At 35.2% G+C, this 17,002-nt stretch carries 15 protein-coding genes; 3 read left to right on the top strand and 12 right to left on the bottom strand.

Annotated features, from left to right (window positions below; translation table 11 throughout):
- The 3 genes from ACPYKA_RS09725 to cshA form a co-directional block, all read right to left on the bottom strand.
- On the bottom strand, positions 1-649 hold a 649-nt coding region (locus ACPYKA_RS09725), incomplete at its 3' end, for a PH domain-containing protein (protein ID WP_479542100.1).
- Positions 642-1,121, bottom strand: coding sequence for a PH domain-containing protein (locus tag ACPYKA_RS09720; protein ID WP_479542099.1), 480 nt, complete (start codon positions 1,119-1,121; stop codon positions 642-644). The genes ACPYKA_RS09725 and ACPYKA_RS09720, both read right to left, overlap by 8 nt.
- Before the next feature lie 250 nt (positions 1,122-1,371).
- Positions 1,372-2,829 (bottom strand): degradosome RNA helicase CshA, encoded by a 1,458-nt coding sequence (cshA, locus tag ACPYKA_RS09715; RefSeq protein WP_479542098.1) that lies wholly within the window; start codon positions 2,827-2,829, stop codon positions 1,372-1,374.
- Between the two features lie 462 nt (positions 2,830-3,291).
- Between cshA and ACPYKA_RS09710 the strand changes: the two genes are divergently transcribed.
- Positions 3,292-4,212 carry a DMT family transporter gene (locus tag ACPYKA_RS09710; RefSeq protein ID WP_479542097.1) on the top strand — a complete coding sequence of 307 codons (921 nt, stop codon included), beginning with the start codon at positions 3,292-3,294 and terminating at the stop codon, positions 4,210-4,212.
- A gap of 462 nt (positions 4,213-4,674) precedes the next feature.
- On the opposite strand, the gene ACPYKA_RS09705 is transcribed toward ACPYKA_RS09710, so the two are convergent.
- From ACPYKA_RS09705 to ACPYKA_RS09690, 4 genes are all read right to left on the bottom strand, one after another.
- Positions 4,675-5,385, bottom strand: a complete 711-nt coding sequence (locus tag ACPYKA_RS09705) for an alpha/beta hydrolase (protein WP_479542096.1) — start codon at positions 5,383-5,385, stop codon at positions 4,675-4,677.
- Positions 5,386-5,516: 131 nt separating this feature from the next.
- A complete protein-coding gene (locus ACPYKA_RS09700) occupies positions 5,517-5,975 on the bottom strand; it encodes a YppG family protein (RefSeq protein WP_479542095.1) in 459 nt (152 codons plus the stop codon).
- A gap of 67 nt (positions 5,976-6,042) precedes the next feature.
- Positions 6,043-7,425 carry a hypothetical protein gene (locus tag ACPYKA_RS09695; RefSeq protein WP_479542094.1) on the bottom strand — a complete coding sequence of 461 codons (1,383 nt, stop codon included), beginning with the start codon at positions 7,423-7,425 and terminating at the stop codon, positions 6,043-6,045.
- Positions 7,418-8,116, bottom strand: coding sequence for an ABC transporter ATP-binding protein (locus ACPYKA_RS09690; RefSeq protein ID WP_479542093.1), 699 nt, complete (start codon positions 8,114-8,116; stop codon positions 7,418-7,420). Before ACPYKA_RS09690 ends, ACPYKA_RS09695 begins: the two co-directional genes overlap by 8 nt.
- Positions 8,117-8,439: 323 nt before the next feature.
- Here ACPYKA_RS09690 and ACPYKA_RS09685 point away from each other — a divergent pair, with 323 nt between their 5' ends.
- Entirely contained in the window at positions 8,440-9,069 is a 630-nt protein-coding gene (locus ACPYKA_RS09685; protein WP_479542092.1) for a VOC family protein, read from the top strand.
- 67 nt (positions 9,070-9,136) lie between these two features.
- Here the strand turns inward: ACPYKA_RS09685 and ACPYKA_RS09680 are convergent, their stop codons facing one another.
- A complete protein-coding gene (locus ACPYKA_RS09680) occupies positions 9,137-9,943 on the bottom strand; it encodes a DUF368 domain-containing protein (RefSeq protein WP_479542091.1) in 807 nt (268 codons plus the stop codon).
- A gap of 441 nt (positions 9,944-10,384) precedes the next feature.
- On the opposite strand from ACPYKA_RS09680, the gene ACPYKA_RS09675 reads away from it, so the two are divergent.
- Entirely contained in the window at positions 10,385-11,884 is a 1,500-nt protein-coding gene (locus ACPYKA_RS09675; RefSeq protein ID WP_479542090.1) for a catalase, read from the top strand.
- Positions 11,885-11,940: 56 nt separating this feature from the next.
- Here ACPYKA_RS09675 and ACPYKA_RS09670 read toward each other — a convergent pair whose 3' ends face one another.
- From ACPYKA_RS09670 to iolD, 4 genes are all read right to left on the bottom strand, one after another.
- The gene (locus tag ACPYKA_RS09670) at positions 11,941-12,228 is read right to left on the bottom strand and encodes a hypothetical protein (RefSeq protein ID WP_479542089.1); all 288 of its coding nucleotides are present in this window, start codon (positions 12,226-12,228) and stop codon (positions 11,941-11,943) included.
- 658 nt (positions 12,229-12,886) lie between these two features.
- Positions 12,887-13,879 carry a LacI family DNA-binding transcriptional regulator gene (locus ACPYKA_RS09665; RefSeq protein WP_479542088.1) on the bottom strand — a complete coding sequence of 331 codons (993 nt, stop codon included), beginning with the start codon at positions 13,877-13,879 and terminating at the stop codon, positions 12,887-12,889.
- A 276-nt stretch (positions 13,880-14,155) separates the two neighbouring features.
- Positions 14,156-15,052 carry a myo-inosose-2 dehydratase gene (iolE, locus tag ACPYKA_RS09660; protein ID WP_479542087.1) on the bottom strand — a complete coding sequence of 299 codons (897 nt, stop codon included), beginning with the start codon at positions 15,050-15,052 and terminating at the stop codon, positions 14,156-14,158.
- Between the two features lie 18 nt (positions 15,053-15,070).
- On the bottom strand, positions 15,071-17,002 hold a 1,932-nt coding region (iolD, locus tag ACPYKA_RS09655; protein WP_479542086.1), incomplete at its 5' end, for a 3D-(3,5/4)-trihydroxycyclohexane-1,2-dione acylhydrolase (decyclizing).

Genomic DNA, 17,002 nt, shown 5'->3' with positions numbered 1-17,002 from the left:
ACGCCGAGTTATATATTCTTTTCGGAATTAATTCTTCGATTTGGGTAAAACCCGCAAGTAATGCAACAAGAATAATCCCTGCACTTCCTGAAGTTGTCCCAGCAATAAACAGTCTTTTCCAAGATATTTTTTCGGTTGGAAATATTTTTTCAGTTTTTCCTTCGAGCATAAATTCATTTTCTCGCTTTTTTAAAGCCCTTCGGAGTCGTTCACCTTGTTCTACCGTGATTGCACTAAGGGATACTTCCGCCCCACCTCCGCTACTAGCGGTATCAATTTGTACTTTCACTAATTTAAAAATTCGGTGTACGACATCGGCAGTTAAGTCAATTTTATGAATTCGATTAAGTGATATATATCTTTTTTTTCGGACAAAAATACCTTGTTCAATCCGTAATTCGTTGTCTTCGATCCGATATGTAAACCTAAGCCACGACAAAAAACTTGAAACAATGAGTAAAATTAGAAATATCGAAACAAAAATTAAAAAATAAAATAACGATTCCTTTAATGTTAAAATAAGTCCGATTCCAAGTCCAAAAATAGTTTCTTTTATTACTCGGACTAAATTAAAATACATTGCTGCAGGGTGAAGGCGTTGTGGTTGTTTAAACTGTTCTAATATAGAAGTTTCTTCGGTCCTACACATCGTCTTCATCCACCCTTGCTAAAACAGAAATTCGATCTCGTATTGTTGATGCATCTTCCTCATCTAAAGCTGGAATCTCATGAGTGGTTGCAGCAGTAGAAATAGATACAGTAGCCAATTTATACCGTTTTAAAATTGGGCCTTGTTCTGTATCAACATGCTGCACACGAATCATCGGAATGATTGTCCGAGTAACGATCAGGATTCCATGTTGAATATAAACTTCCTGCTCAAATATTTCATAACGCCATCTGCGATATCGTAGTTTTGGGATAAGATACACAAATACAAACGTTAATATCGCCAATACAATAACAGCGATAATTACGTATATATATGAAATTTCAAAGATGTATGATAAAACGGCTCCCGCCAAAATAAGTAAAAATAAACCTGTCATATAAATAGATGCCGTAATTCGCCAAGCTTTAATTGCTTCATAAGCTATATTATTTTTCGGTTGCTCTCTCATCTTGACTCCCTCTCTCTCATTCCCAGTTTATCACAGATTGTTTCATGCAAAGACTTATTTAATATTTTTTTTAGATTTACGGATAAATCGAAAACTTTACGGATAAAGTTCCGTTCTTCACGGATAACCGCGTATTTTACGGATAAAACACTGTTCTTTGCGGATAAAACACGATTCATTACGGATAAATTCCAAATTTTACGGATAAACCTCCAATAAAAAACTCCTCGTATGAGGAGTTTTACCTATTTTATTTTCGACCACGACGTTTTTGGAAATTCCCTTTTCGGCGTCCAGCACCACCTTGTGGGCGTTTTCCGTAAAATCTTTTTCCACCGCCATGGCGACGTTTCGAATCTCGACCCCCTCCACGTGGAGCGTTTTTAATACTAATCGGTTGAACTGACGAAATCCGAACTGGTACATTTTTCCGTTCTTTCGTTAACAATTTTAATGCTGCGGAAACGACCGAAACTGAATCGTGTTCTTCTAATAATTCTGTCGCTGTTTGATTAAATGCTTTTAAATCTTCCGTTTCAATTGTCTTAATAATACTTTCAGCAGTTGCCTGTTGCTTCCCTCTTGCTGCCTCTTGATTTGTCGGTGGAACAAGACGTTTCATTTTACTTTTTGTAACTTGTTCAATTAATCGTAAATGTGGTATTTCTCTTGGTGTAACGAATGAGATTGCTTCTCCTGTACGTCCAGCTCTCCCTGTTCGTCCAATTCGGTGAACATAGCTTTCTGGATCTTGCGGAATATCAAAATTATACACATGTGTTACACCTGAAATATCTAATCCACGTGCTGCAACATCTGTTGCTACTAATACTTCAATTCGTCCATGTTTAAATTTGTTTAACACTGACATTCGTTTCCCTTGCGTTAAATCTCCATGAATTCCTTCAGCACGAAATCCTCGTACTTGCAATCCATCCGTTATTTCATCCACACGTTTTTTCGTACGAGTAAAGACTATTGCTAATGTCGGGGAATGAATATCGAAATGATTCGTTAATGTATCGAATTTGAACCGTTCTGGAACTTCCATAAAATATTGGTCAATGTTCTCTACAGTCATTTCTTTTGCTTTTACTTTGATTTCTTCCGGTTGCTTCATTAAAGTTGTAGCAATTTCACGAATTTCTTTTGGCATCGTTGCTGAGAATAACAACGTTTGGCGCTCTTCAGGGATGGATCGTAAAATTTCTTTAATATCATCAATGAATCCCATGTTTAACATTTCATCTGCTTCATCTAAAACCGCTACTTTAATTTGACCCAATCGAATTGTGCGACGACGTAAATGGTCCAAGAGCCTTCCCGGTGTTGCTACAACCATTTGCGGTCGGTCTTTTAAAGCACGAATTTGTCTGTCCATATGTTGACCACCGTAAACAGCAAGGGCGCGAATCCCTTTAAATTTTCCCAGTCGGTTAATTTCTGCTGCTACTTGGATCGCAAGTTCTCTTGTCGGAGCAACGACTAGTCCCTGTACTTCACGTGTTTTTGAATCAAATTGCTCAATCATCGGGATTCCGAATGCAGCTGTTTTACCAGTTCCCGTTTGTGCCTGCCCTATAACATCTTTTCCTTCTAATGCATGAGGGATTGTTTCTGCTTGGATCGGGGTTGCTTCCTCAAATCCCATCGACTCAAGTGCCTTTAAAATTGGTGCCGATATGTTTAATTCGTTAAAAGTTGTCATATATTCTTCTCCTCTTTCCAACTTTGTAAAATAGTTTACATAAGCGGAAACCTTCTGTCTTACTTTAAGAGGTCGTTCAAAAACTCCTTCAAAATTACATAACAACTGTTTACATTTAAACAATACCAACAGAATTTTTGAACGTACACTTAGTAGATGCAAATCGCAATCTATTATTTCTTCTATATCCATTTTAATTTAATTTTAGATAAACCTTAAAGTCTTAGGAGGCTTCCTCCGTAATGGATAGTTGCCCTACTCCATTTCTCATGTATACACAGCCTTTTAATTATAGCATAATGTGTAGACCTTACCAACTTTTACTTTTGTTATTCTCATGAATTGTATACCCACTTCACAAATAATTAAAAACTTTCCCAATGTACTTCCATGCTAAAAATCACATAATAAGATATAATAGTTTTGTTACAATCTAGACGAGACGACAAAGGAGATTATACATTGCGTTTTCCTCCAATTAATCCATATATTGCAGTAGTAATCGGTGTAGTAGCAGTTTCAACCTCAGCAATTTTTGTTAAATTGGCTTCAGGAGCACCTGCAGGGATCATCGCATTTTACCGTCTGTTTCTTGCAGTGCTAATTATGAGCCCCATTATTTTACTAAAATATAGACAAGAACTCCGATCCGTTAAAAAAAAAGATTGGATTTTAGCAAGCTTGGCCGGAATATTTTTAGCACTACATTTTATTCTTTGGTTTGAATCACTAAACTATACGTCTGTTGCAAGTTCAGTTGTTCTAGTAACGTTACAACCTGTTTTTGCCTTTATTGGGACATATTTATTTTTTGGTGAACGTTTTTCAGTGGCTGCAATAATTAGCATGTTAATAACCCTAGTTGGAAGCTTTATTATTGGATGGGGTGACCTGCAAATTAGTGGCTTAGCTTTGTTAGGTGATATTCTCGCACTACTTGGTGCCGTGACAGTAACAGGATATTTTCTGCTTGGCCAGCAACTTAGAAGAAACTTATCACTGATGACGTATACGTTTATCGTTTATGGGATAAGTTCACTTATTTTATTACTATACAATCTGATTCTCGGGAATAATCTATTTCATTATTCCGCAAACCATTGGCTTTTATTCTTGGCTTTAGCGATAATTCCCACCTTTTTAGGCCATACGCTTTTTAATTGGGCGTTAAAATGGGTAAGTACCTCGAACATTTCAATGGCAATTGTTTTTGAACCTATAGGTGCCACTTTTTTAGCTTATTTAATTTTAGGAGAAACAGTCACCTCATCCCAATGGCTAGGAGGCTCTATCGTCATATTCGGATTATTTTTATTCATCATGAGTACAACTAGAAAAGCGCATGTGACGATCTCACATCGGGCAAATGGTAATGATAAATAACGGAAAAATCCGCAGAAATGAGCGGATTTTTTTATGTTGTTTAATATATTTAATTCGTTTTTTTCAAGCTTTATCTTAAAGAGGATGTTCAAAAAGTCCGGTAAAAATGACACTGCATTAGGGGAACTTCGACTAAATACCGACACGTCCTGTGTCGAACGTCGAAGTCACCACATCCTGTGGAAGCTCGTTGGTAACAGGGGATCTTCCGTTAAAACCGCCCACGTCCTGTGGGCAACACGGAAGTCATCACATCCTGTGAAAGTCCACTCCTTGAAAAAGGAAAGCACTTTTTCTGCGTGCAAGAACATATGCTCATGTATCTAAATGCATACATTCCGCTGCCGGGAACTACGCCGCCTCGAACTTTCGACGCACAGGACGTGCTAGTGTCGGCGTTGCCACAGGACGTGGCGACTTTAGCCGACTTGGTCCTTTTTATCCTCCATTTTGAACATGCAATTAAACAGGTGCATTCACTTCTATTTTTTGTAATAAGAAATCATAAATCATTTTATTTAAGACATTACTATCGTCGCCCAAACAAATAAGATGATCCGATTGTTCAAAAAATACAACTTCTTTATGTTCTGAACCAATTTCTTCATCCAGATGATAAGCAGCTTTAAAAGGTACCATCTCGTCTTTTTGTCCTTGTGCAATAAAAACAGGAGTTTTTACATCTTTTAAATATTGTTTTGTATGGTTCACCAGCTTCATAAATTCAATACTTGCTTTAATTGGAACATCCCCAAACTTACTCTTAAATTGAGTAAATAATTCGTTATCGTTTATTTTCCCTTTAAATCCGTCACCAATCATTTCGGCAATATGATAACTTAAATATTTTAATGACAAATATCTTCTCGCCGTAGCCAATAAAACTAATTTATCAATTTTATGCACAGCCGCTAAATAAGCTGCAATCATTCCACCCATTGAAAAACCGATGACATAAACTGTTTCACATTTTTCCTTTAATTTTCTTAAAGCCTCATCCGCTTCCCTCAACCACTCTTCATGCGAAGCATTTTCTAAATTCAACTCTTCTCCGTGACCTTTTAAAACAGGCACCTCAATTGTCCAATCCGTTCGTTCTGACAAATATTCCCGTAATGGATCCACTTCATGTGGTCCTCCTGTAAATCCATGTATGATCAGACATCCAATCACTGTTCCTCACTCTCCTAAAACGAAGAAAATTTCACGAAAGGAAAGAAGTTAAATTTCTCAGTCGATACTATTCTTATACCCTCTTTTCGATATTTTATAACAATTACAAAACAATTTAGGCGGTGATCAGCTTAGGCTCGGAAGTTTCTGATTAGATCATTTAATTGCCTTATGACAGGGGAAACTTGTTGAACAGTATCTGCTAATTGACCAACTGTTGAAAGCATTTTTTGAACATCAACATTTCCATTTTCATCTAAAAATTGCTGCATTACTCCCGGCGTAACCGTTCCTCTTCCTTCATTTGGAGCTGGATTCGGCGCATAACCAGGTTGTGCATTATTTATCCCGTTCATATAAGGTTGTTGATTCATATTTCCGTACATAAACATCGGCTGCTGATTTGGATTATCGTATATAAAAGGTAGTTGGTTTACATAACCATATTGATTATTATTTGCATACATATAAGGATAGTAATACTGATTTTGTTCTTCATACATAGCATCATAATAAATTGGTGTATGTGGTGGTTGAGGGTAATATTGATAATTAGGCATCACAGGTCGGTAATATTCATTTTCATTCACCATGAAAACACCTCACAAATAGATCATTTAGTAATTTAATATATGCATTTGTCCCGGAAGGTGTGTATTACGGAAATGTGCTTGCACTCTTTTTAAATTTAATAATCGGAATTACTCCCATAATAAGACAAGCAATAATTAGTAAATATGGGTAGCTTCCGCTAAAAATGAGAATCAATAATAAAACATAACAAAGAGTTTCCAACCAACCTACTTTGGGTAATGTATGATCCCAATTTGAGTATGACTTTTCTATTTTAGTATGCAATAAAATAATGAATGTAAAAATAATGACAAACAACTGAACGAAAATCCACAGCGAATAGTTTTTAACCGAATATACGATGAATGGTAAAAGTAAAATGACACTTATACTTAGTACCCACCTCATAAATGTCTTTTTAAATATTGGCAAATCCCAAGGTAAAACTTGTACGATATCCGTTTGCAAACGATCATTAAACATACTTGTCACAAGACTAGTAAAACTATGGATGGTAACAGCTACCGCAAATAAAAACAGATTTTCTTTTACGAAAAGAAATACGAGCATCAACATGACAAGTGCACCAATTAATTGTAACCAAATGCGAATATTTTTTTCCAAATACAGATGCCAGAGACGATGATATCCTGCCGACTTCTTATAAAGAAAAGGTCGCTTCCAAAATGACATCCGTTGCCAAATACTGTATTGGCGTTCTTTTTTATATTTTATTTTGGTTGCTTTGGAAATGATAATCATATTCCAAATTTTGAAATCACTGGCGGCTGTAACCTTTTTCCAATCAATATTATGAAACAACTTAGGTATAAGAACAATATTAATAATTAGTAAGGTTATAATAAATAATATTGCGATTAAATCAGTTCGAAGTAAAATGTTTACGATATTGATCGATATAAATCCCATTAAAATACATATTTTTATGATAACATGCTGTTGAAAAAGTTTCCATTCAACTGTCGTCATCAGAATATTTAACCCTAGTAGAACGAACACATATAGTAATATGAGTGGTAAACTCGTTGGAGATAATACATATATAATTCCTCCACCAACCACATAGGTTAAAAGACTTTTCGCCCAGCGCTCTAAAGCTACCGTACGCCAAATTTCCTGTACTGTATGAGGCAAAATGGTTAGAATATATTCTGCAGTGGAAAACAGAACTCCCGGCTGCTGAAATGACCTGATTATGTATACGATCGGAATAGCAGTTAAAATGACCCAAAACCGTTCTACTGTAAATGCTTCTAATTGGATCATTTTTTCAGTAAACAAAATCTTTAAATTTCCTTCTGATATAATGGCAAAAGCGAAATAACCAATAACGATAAGCATATAAAACAAAGATGTTAAATCAAAAGAGAGCAGGATTACTTGTTTATTAAGTTTCCACTTTTTGCGAATTCGATTTCTTTTAATAAAAAGTATTTGTTTAATCATTATGAAATCCTCTTGTTATTGTTTCAAACTCACCAATTGGTCCTTCCGCTTTTACTTTTCCATCTTGAAGTAAAACAAACCGATCAGCAAGTGTCTGTAATTGATTGAGTTGGTGGGTAGTTAATAGAATACTTGTCCCTTCAACTACCTTTTCCTTAATAATTTCCAGTAAATATTCTACTGCATAAATATCCAATCCCATAAATGGCTCATCGATTAAAAGGACCGGAACATCAGGCAGTAATGAGCAAATCGTCTGCACTTTTTGCCGCATCCCTTTTGATAATTCTTCTGGATAAGCCTGAAGCTTTGTCGTAAGCTCAAATCCTTTTATAAAACGTTCAAGTCTCTTTTGGAAAGTTTCTTCCGCTATTTCATAACTCATCCCATATAATTGAAAATGTTGCATGACTGTTAGTTCCGTTAATAACATCGGCTCTTCCGGTAAATATGATATATATTTTTTAAAGAGCAAAAACTGTTCATCCTGGTCAAATTTTTGCATAATTTGAATTGTGCCAGTTCGCTTTTCGAGCATCCGCATAATTGTTTTCATTAATGTAGATTTTCCTGCACCATTATGACCAACTAACGCTACAATTTCTCCTTTTTGAATTGAAAATGAAATATCTTTAATGAGCTCTTTATTATCTAAAACAGTTGTAACATGTTCTATACTGAGTTGTGGCAATAGGTATCACCTAGCTTTGTGTTTATTGCACTCATTTTAACATAATTTAGGTAGCCGAGTTGAAATTTTATTTTCTTTTAATATTTAGTGGGTCTGGATCTACTATTGCGCTGGATTATTTGGAAAAAGCGCTGATTTGTTTCGTTATTCGCTGAATTTTTGAGCAAAAGCGCTGATTTGTTTCGTTATTCGCTGAATTATTGTGCAATAGCGCTGAATAATAAAACCGCTGCATGAGTTTTACACGTATATCGTTGTAATAATTCACTCGTATTTTTTAGCTTTATTCTTGTATAATAAAGAAAAAGTCGGAGGTATGATTAATGCTTTCATTAGATCACATCGTTATTTCTGGAAAAAATCTTAATACGGCAAGTGAAAAATGTGAAGACATTTTAACAATAAAGGGCGGCGAACATGAAAATTGGGGGACACATAATTATTTAGCTTATTTTGCAAATGGAAGTTATTTAGAATGGCTCGGAGTTAATAATAAAACCGTTGCACATCAATCAGAGAATCCATTAATTCACCACTTAATATATTTACTAGATTCAGGACGTGAAGAAGCTTTTCAATTCGCCTTACAAGCCGATATCGATAAATTCGTTACGCATTTTAAGCAAGAGAAAGTTAATTATATCGGCCCTATAGCAGGCAGAAGAACAAAGCCCGACGGAGAAACACTGACATGGCGAATGCTTTTTCCAAAATATGATTTTACAAAAGAAACGCTCCCCTTCTTGATTGAATGGGATCAATCTGAAGAGGAGCGAGTAGATGCTAGCATTGTAAATAATAAGAGTATCAAAACGATTCACTTTGGAGGAACGACGATTGAACGGTTTGCGCAAATTTACCAGGTAAATCAAAGAGAAAATAATAGAATAATTTTGGAAAACGCTGAAATACATTTTAATAAGACAGAGAAGTTTCATTTTGAAATTGAATAAAAGGAGACAAATTGTTCCCCCTTTATTGTTTAGTAACATGTAAAGCAATTAACTCAACTAACTATTATTAATACTCTACTTTTCCTAAAACATATGCAATCAACAGACCGATTGCAAATACAACGATCGAAACAATTAATTGGGAAATATTTTGTGCCCAGCCCGGAAATATAACAAAAATAGACCCAATTACAAGCCCAATAATTAGCGCAAACGTATGAGAATGATAATGTTCTAAAAAATAATGAATAATTTTACTCATTGTAAGAACACCCAAAGCAATTCCGATCCCTACAATAATAATTATTTTAAAATCCAATGTGGTCACTGCACGAATTACTGTTGGAAATACACCAATTATAACCATGATGAGGGAGCCGCTAATACCAGGTATAATCATGGCCGCACTAGCGATAAAACCAGAAAAGAATAATAACACATAAGTCGAAAAAGTTATATTTTCAATAATTCCTCCCTCATCTGGATTAACCGGAAGCAAGCAAATAATTAAAATACCGAGTAACAAAAGTACAATATGTTGCCATTTAAATGTCGCTTTCGCATTTGACTCACGGAATAAAAACGGTAAAATACCTACAATTAGTCCTATAAAAAAATAAAAAGTCGGTTTCGTATGATTACTTAGCAACCAATTCATTAAATGACTAAAAGAAAAAAGTGCAGTCGCCATGCCGATGCCTAGTGGAAACAAAAAGCATAAATGTTTTTTCCAATCCCGAGTGAAAATCCCATTGATAGCAGCAATTAACCGATCATAAAATCCGAGTAGAACCGCAATTGTTCCACTACTAACTCCTGGAACAAGATCGACAATTCCCATTACCATTCCTCTATATATATTTTTCCATTCCATATAAGTTCCCCTCTTCTTCTTAAAAACAGTTTTATAGCATACCGATATCATACCAAAAAAAAATTCTTTTTAATATAATATGCGACAAGCTGCGACATAAATGTTTTTATGATTATCAATTATTTTTCCTAACTAATAATTTACTTTCAGAAGAGTTAAAAGATTGCATATTATTCAGAAAGTTTGATATAATATAATTTACGTTTGTTTTAAAGCGGCGAACAGGCATTTACATCTGTTAACTCTAGTAATTTATGAATATTATTTGACTATAAATAATTAGGTTGTTTATTTATAATCGGTATGATATTATAATAATTATAAAGTAAAGTGTTCATATTTCATCTCAAATCACTTTTACTTAGCATGTAAAGTAATTAAGTAAATAAGAATGGTTAATTCATTCTTATTTACGAAAAATATATGGAGGTGCTTTGTTTAATGAGTAACAATAAACATGACAATGACAAAAAAAGAAGGTTAACAACGGCAACCGGGATGCCTGTTGCTGACAACCAAAACTCAAAGACAGCTGGTCCTAGAGGTCCTGTCTTATTGGAAGATTTTTGGTTAATTGAAAAACTAGCAAACTTTAACCGAGAAGTCATTCCTGAGCGTCGAATGCACGCAAAAGGATCCGGAGCATATGGAACATTCACCGTAACGAATGATATTACTAAATATACGAAAGCAAAAATTTTCTCAGAAGTTGGTAAGAAAACTGACATGTTTGCACGATTTTCAACTGTTGCCGGAGAGCGTGGAGCTGCCGATGCAGAACGTGATATCCGTGGATTTGCATTAAAATTTTATACCGAGGAAGGAAACTGGGATTTAGTTGGAAATAATACTCCTGTATTTTTCTTTAGAGATCCATTACAATTCCCTGATTTAAACCATGCGGTTAAACGTGATCCACGTACGAATATGCGTTCAGCTAATAATAACTGGGATTTTTGGTCATTACTACCAGAAGCATTGCACCAAGTTACAATTATTATGAGTGATCGTGGAATCCCTAAATCATACCGTCATATGCACGGATTTGGAAGCCATACGTATAGCATGATTAATGCAGATAACGAACGTGTTTGGGTTAAGTTCCACATGCGTACACAACAAGGTATAGAGAATTTAACAGATCAAGAAGCCATTGAGCTAGTCGGAGTAGATCGTGAATCCCATCAAAGAGATCTATATGAAAACATTGAAAATGGCAATTTCCCGAAATGGAAAATGTACATCCAGGTAATGACAGAAGAAGAAGCAGAAAATATGCCTTATAATCCTTTTGATTTAACGAAAGTATGGTATAAAAAAGATTTTCCATTAATTGAAGTAGGAGAATTCGAGCTTAATAGAAATCCAGATAACTATTTTGCTGAAGTAGAACAAGCTGCTTTTTCACCTGCTAGCATTGTGCCAGGAATTGGGTTTTCACCAGATAAAATGTTACAAGGACGACTATTTTCTTATGCGGATGCGCAACGTTACCGACTTGGGGTTAATCACCATCAAATTCCTGTTAATGCCCCTAAATGTCCAGTCCATAGCTTTCACCGTGATGGAGCAATGCGAGTAGACGGAAACTATGGTAGTACTTTACATTATGAACCTAACAGTTATGGGGAATGGCAAGAACAACCAGAAGTAATGGAACCACCTCTTAAGATTAATGGTGATGCTACGCATTGGGACTTTAGGGAAGATGACGATAATTACTACGAGCAACCAGGTAAATTATTTAACTTGATGAATGATGAAGAAAAACAAAGATTATTTGATAATACTGCAGCAAACTTTTCTGGTGCGGAGGAACATATCAAAATTCGCTATATCGTGAGTTGTTACAAAGCAGATCCTGCGTACGGCGAAGGAGTTGCAAAAGCTGCAGGAATTGAAATGAGTAAAGTAGAAGCGGCAGTTAGTGAAAGTAAATAATTTCAAACCAAAAAGACACTGTTAGCAAAATCGCTAGCAGTGTTTTTTTAATGCTTTTAAGCTTGAAAAATTTCTTCTAGATCAACTTGAAATCCACGCAGAAAATTTGAAGTAATTATCCCTTTGTCCGTTTTCACATCATGCTGTTCATACATTTTATCATCATTTAGCACATATATCGTTACCGAATGTAGCACTGTCGATCTTTTTGAAAACGTTTTAAAGTTTTCAAGAAGGGAGGTGATGCCGATGGACGTTGTTAGTGCTTTGACGCTTATGATATCTTTCGAGATGTTAGTGGCGTTCATTGTTTCTAATAATAACCATAAAAAATACCCCCTCATGTGGTTTGACTTGACAAGCCCTTGAGGGATTATTTTCTAAACAGTGCCTAGCCCCTCTTGTCGGGGTTCGGTCTATTCGACCGGTCCATGTAACAACATGGGCGGTCGTTATTATTTTATATCCTTCTTCGATTAATATGCCCTTTTCAAAAATAAGGTAATTAGGAGGAATTCCTTTTGAAATCTCCCGACTATATACTAGAGCACTTTTGCTTTGATAATAAAATGATGCTGATACACTTTAAAGTACTTGTTGTTTGAATGACTCAACTAACAACAGACTATCTGACTTTATTATTAGAAAACTTGGCTTATCACTATAGAAAAAAGACCAACTGGCACAAGATAGAGGTGAGATTGCTCTCTCACAATCCACAGTACTGGCGTGTGATTAACTTTATGGTGGGACGATGAAGGTGCTGGTGCAGTCCTAGGACAGCACGCTTTTAGCCAGTGAGCAGAAAGAAAGGATTTATATATTCTTAACTGCTAAATGAAACTTTTACTAATTGATATTATAAAAATCCTTTCCTTATCTTACAGGTGTTTCTTATTAGTAGATTCAAATTCCTCGGAAGTAAGCTACCTCTTCCAAAAGTTCAGACTCATTCGATTTCCAACCTTATGAATTTTATATAGAAATGATCCAAACCCAGAGTTACGTAGTTCCCCTTATGATTAATTCAGGATTAAACAAAATCTTCTTTTTAGTTCTTTTCTTCCCTTTTATTTCTTCAACTAGGATGTCAACTGTTTTCTTTGCTATCTCTTCAACAGGCTGAGCAATAGTGGTTAGTCCTGGGACTGTCGTGGCTGCTAAAATTGTGTTATCAAATCCAATAATGGCAAGTTCCTCTGGAATAATTATTCGCTTCTCGATTGCACCTTGTATTACACCGATTGCTAGCAGATCGTTGCAAGCAAATATAGCAGTTGGTTTATCATTATTTGAATTTTGCATTATTTTTTCAAAATACAGTTTTCCGTTTGAAATAGAAGCAGTGGTCTTATAGACGAAATCATCCTTCAATTCAATACCGCGTGCCTCCAGTGCTACTTTGCAACCATATACACGTAATTCACTACTATGGGTATGTTCTCCTATTATTGCTATTTTTCTATGACCACATGAATAAAGATGTGAACCTGCTTCATAGCCACCTTTAAAATCATCAACTGAAACTTTTGAAACGTTTAATGTTTCATCATCAAATGCCAACATAATGACGGGAATATTACTATCAATAAGGTCTTGTAATATTTTTTTATTATATATTTTTGAAGCAACAATAAAACCGTCAACTTGTTTTCTTCGCAATAGTTCTATATATTTCTTTTCTTTTTCAGGATCATCATCTGTGCTACACATGATTACGCTCATGCCTTGTTCATGTGCAAAATCCTCTATATTACGAGCCATAGATGAAAAAAATGGATTCGAAATATCAGGAACCATGAGACCAAATGTTTGAGTTCCTTTTCCAGTCAATGCTGAAGCCATCAAATTAGGATGATAATCCATTTCTTCTATTGTCTTAATTACTCTTTTTCTTGTTTCTTCCCGCATATTACCAGTATTATTAATTACTTTTGAGACAGTAGCTATAGAAACACCCGCTCTTTCCGCTACATCGTAAATGGTCACCTTCATACTTTTGCCTCATTTCCATTCTTTTTTCATATAAACCCTTATTCTTATCGTAGCATAATTTAATTAGATTGTACGCTATAAAATAACTATTTTTATAAGCAAAGGCAAAAGGTTATGCTTTGAAAGATATTACTAGTATCTAAGCAAACTTCTTAGACTTATTACTTTATTTATTTTTTCCTAATTGCAACGTTAAACATCTATTTCTTAACAAAGCTACCTTTCTTAATGTCCTCTAAAAATCCCTCAAAACAGTTAACTAAGCAAGTCTTTTTCTCATATTCCTGCAACTTCCTTAATATATTTTCTAGCCATAAGAGCATATTCGAAAGGATTTGCATTAGCTGGATCTTGTTCAGCCTCCACAATCATCCAACCCTTATAATTAGAATCAGCTATTATCTTAAAAATTTCTTCAAAATTAATACAACCATCTCCAGGAACTGTAAAAACTCCTTCGCGAATCCCGCTTAAAAAACTTAACTGTTCCTTTTTTACTTTTTCAGCAACAACCTGGCGAACATCTTTTAAATGTATATGTTTAATTCTTTGTAAATGGCGTTGTAAAACATTTGTTAGATCTTCTCCCGAAAGTTTAAGATGCCCTGTATCGTAGAGAAGATAAACTAAGTCCTTATCAGTCATACTTAATAGCCGGTCAATTTCCTCCGTAGTTTGAACACCAGTACCCATATGATGATGGTAAACGATAGACATCTCTTTTTCTTGCGCTAGTTTTCCTAGCTCATTTAATCCTTCTGCTAATTTCAGCCACTCTTCTTCAGTAAAATATGGTTTATCTACAAATAATCGCTTATTTCTTAACCCTTGGATACTATTTCCTTGTTCTGAAACAACAATAACTTTTGCTCCCATTTCATGAAGAAAATCTCGATGTTTAATAAAGTTATCCCTTGTTATTTCAAATGGCTCAGTCGTTAAAAATGAACTGAACCATGCACTTGCAATTTTTAAATTTCTAAGATCAAGCGCTTTTTTCAACGTTTCTATATTTCTTGGATATTTATTTCCTACCTCGGAGCCAACGAAACCTGCAAGAGCCATCTCACTTATACACTGTTCAAATGTATTTTCGGCTCCTAATTCTGGCATATCGTCGTTAGTCCAAGCAATAGGTGCAATTCCTAATTTAATTTTCTTATCTTTTAACATATATTCACCCCATCCAACTCAATATTTACGAGCGGTTTCAAGATGTTTTTCTCTCACATTATACGCCTTATTTATAGCAGTATTTTTTGAAACTTCCGCGAGTCCAGTATTCCACCAAGCTCCATAACCATCTGTCATTGTTTTAGGTAACACTTTGATATCAATTAAAGTTGACCTCGTCTGTTTTTCTGCATCTTCCAACGCGCTTGCTAAATCTTTCATCGTTCGAACTGTATAAGTAATAACTCCATAACCTGCTGCACTGATTGCAAAATCAATTGGCATTACATTGCCATTTAACTGATTCGTTTGTTTATCCCTCATACGAAATTCCGTCCCAATGCTCCCCATTCCATTAGACATCTGTAAATTATTAATACACCCAAATCCTGCATTATCGAAGAGTAGAACATTTATTTTTTTTCTTTCCTGAATACTTGTGATTAATTCGGAATGAAGCATCATATAACTACCATCACCAACCATGGCATAAACTTCTTTATCAGGCTCGGCCATCTTTACTCCCAAAGCTCCAGAAACTTCATACCCCATACAGGAATAGCCGTATTCCATATGATACGTATCAGGCTCTTTACTTACCCACATCCTTTGTAAATCTCCTGGCAAACTACCAGAAGCTCCTACAATGATCGCATCACTTGGAATTCGTTTATTGATTTCTCCAATTACAGCTGTTTGTGTTAACGAGGAATGTAATATCTCTTTATATTCTTCTAGGGAATCATCTAAATGGCCTGCAATTTCAGGAATAAAATTTTCTGCATGGTAATTAGTCGTCTGGAGTCTGGTTAACTCCTTATTCCATTCATCTTTAACCGCATCTATCTCATTAAGATAAGCAGACGTATAGTTGATATCATCAAGTTTTTTATCCAGGTACTCTAAGCCGACTTTTGCATCCGCTACTATTTTTACTGCATCTAATTTTGTCGCATGGAAATCCGAAATATTTATGGTTAGAAAATCAACATTTTCATTTTGAAATAACTGTTTTGATCCCGTTGTAAAATCGGTAAAACGTGTACCAATTCCAATAATTAAATCTGCCTCTTTCGCTAGTTTATTGGCAGCTAAATTTCCGGTTACTCCTATTCCACCTAAATTGAGTGGATGTGTACTTGGGATAGCACTTTTTCCAGCCTGTGTCTCTCCAAATGGGATATTATATTTTTCTACGACATGCTTTAATACATCTTGTGCACCTGAATAACGAACTCCACCACCACAAATAATTAAAGGTTTCTTTTTATTCTTAATTAGAGAAACGGCTTTTGACAATTCATAATCTGTTGGAATAAGTTGATTAACGTAATGTACACGCTTTTTAAAAAAGGATTGCGGAAAATCATAAGCTTCCCCTTGTACGTCTTGTGGAAGACAAATAGTAACCGCTCCAGTATTCCCTTGATTTGTTAAGACACGCATGGCATTAAGCATTGCTGACATTAACTGTTCTGGACGATTGATTCGATCCCAATATTTACTTACTGGTTTAAACACATCATTTGTTGAAATTGATAGATTATAAGGTTGCTCTATCTGCTGTAACACAGGATCAGGCTGCCTACTTGCAAATGTATCGCCTGGTAGCAGCAATAACGGAATATTATTAGCTGTTGCTGTTGCTGCAGCGGTTACCATATTTGCAGACCCAGGACCAACCGAAGTGGTACAAGCTATATGTTGTTTATGTTTTTTTTGTTTTGCAAAAGCTGTGGCCGCATGTGCCATACCTTGTTCATTTCTACCTTGATAAATTTCAAGTTCTCCATTATCTTCTTCCAAAGCTTGACCTAAACCAAGCACATTTCCATGACCAAAAATAGTGAATATACCTTTAAACATTCTTTGCTCTCTGTTATCAACTTGAATATATTGATTGTTTAAAAATTTTATAAGTGCTTGTGCTGTTGTCAATTTCATATTCTC

The organism is Pseudogracilibacillus amylolyticus (SeqCode) (assembly GCF_051918545.1).
GTDB lineage: Bacteria > Bacillota > Bacilli > Bacillales > Amphibacillaceae > Pseudogracilibacillus.
The sequence above is the reverse complement of the archived record's forward strand: the minus strand, read 5'-3'. Positions and strand labels throughout refer to the sequence as shown.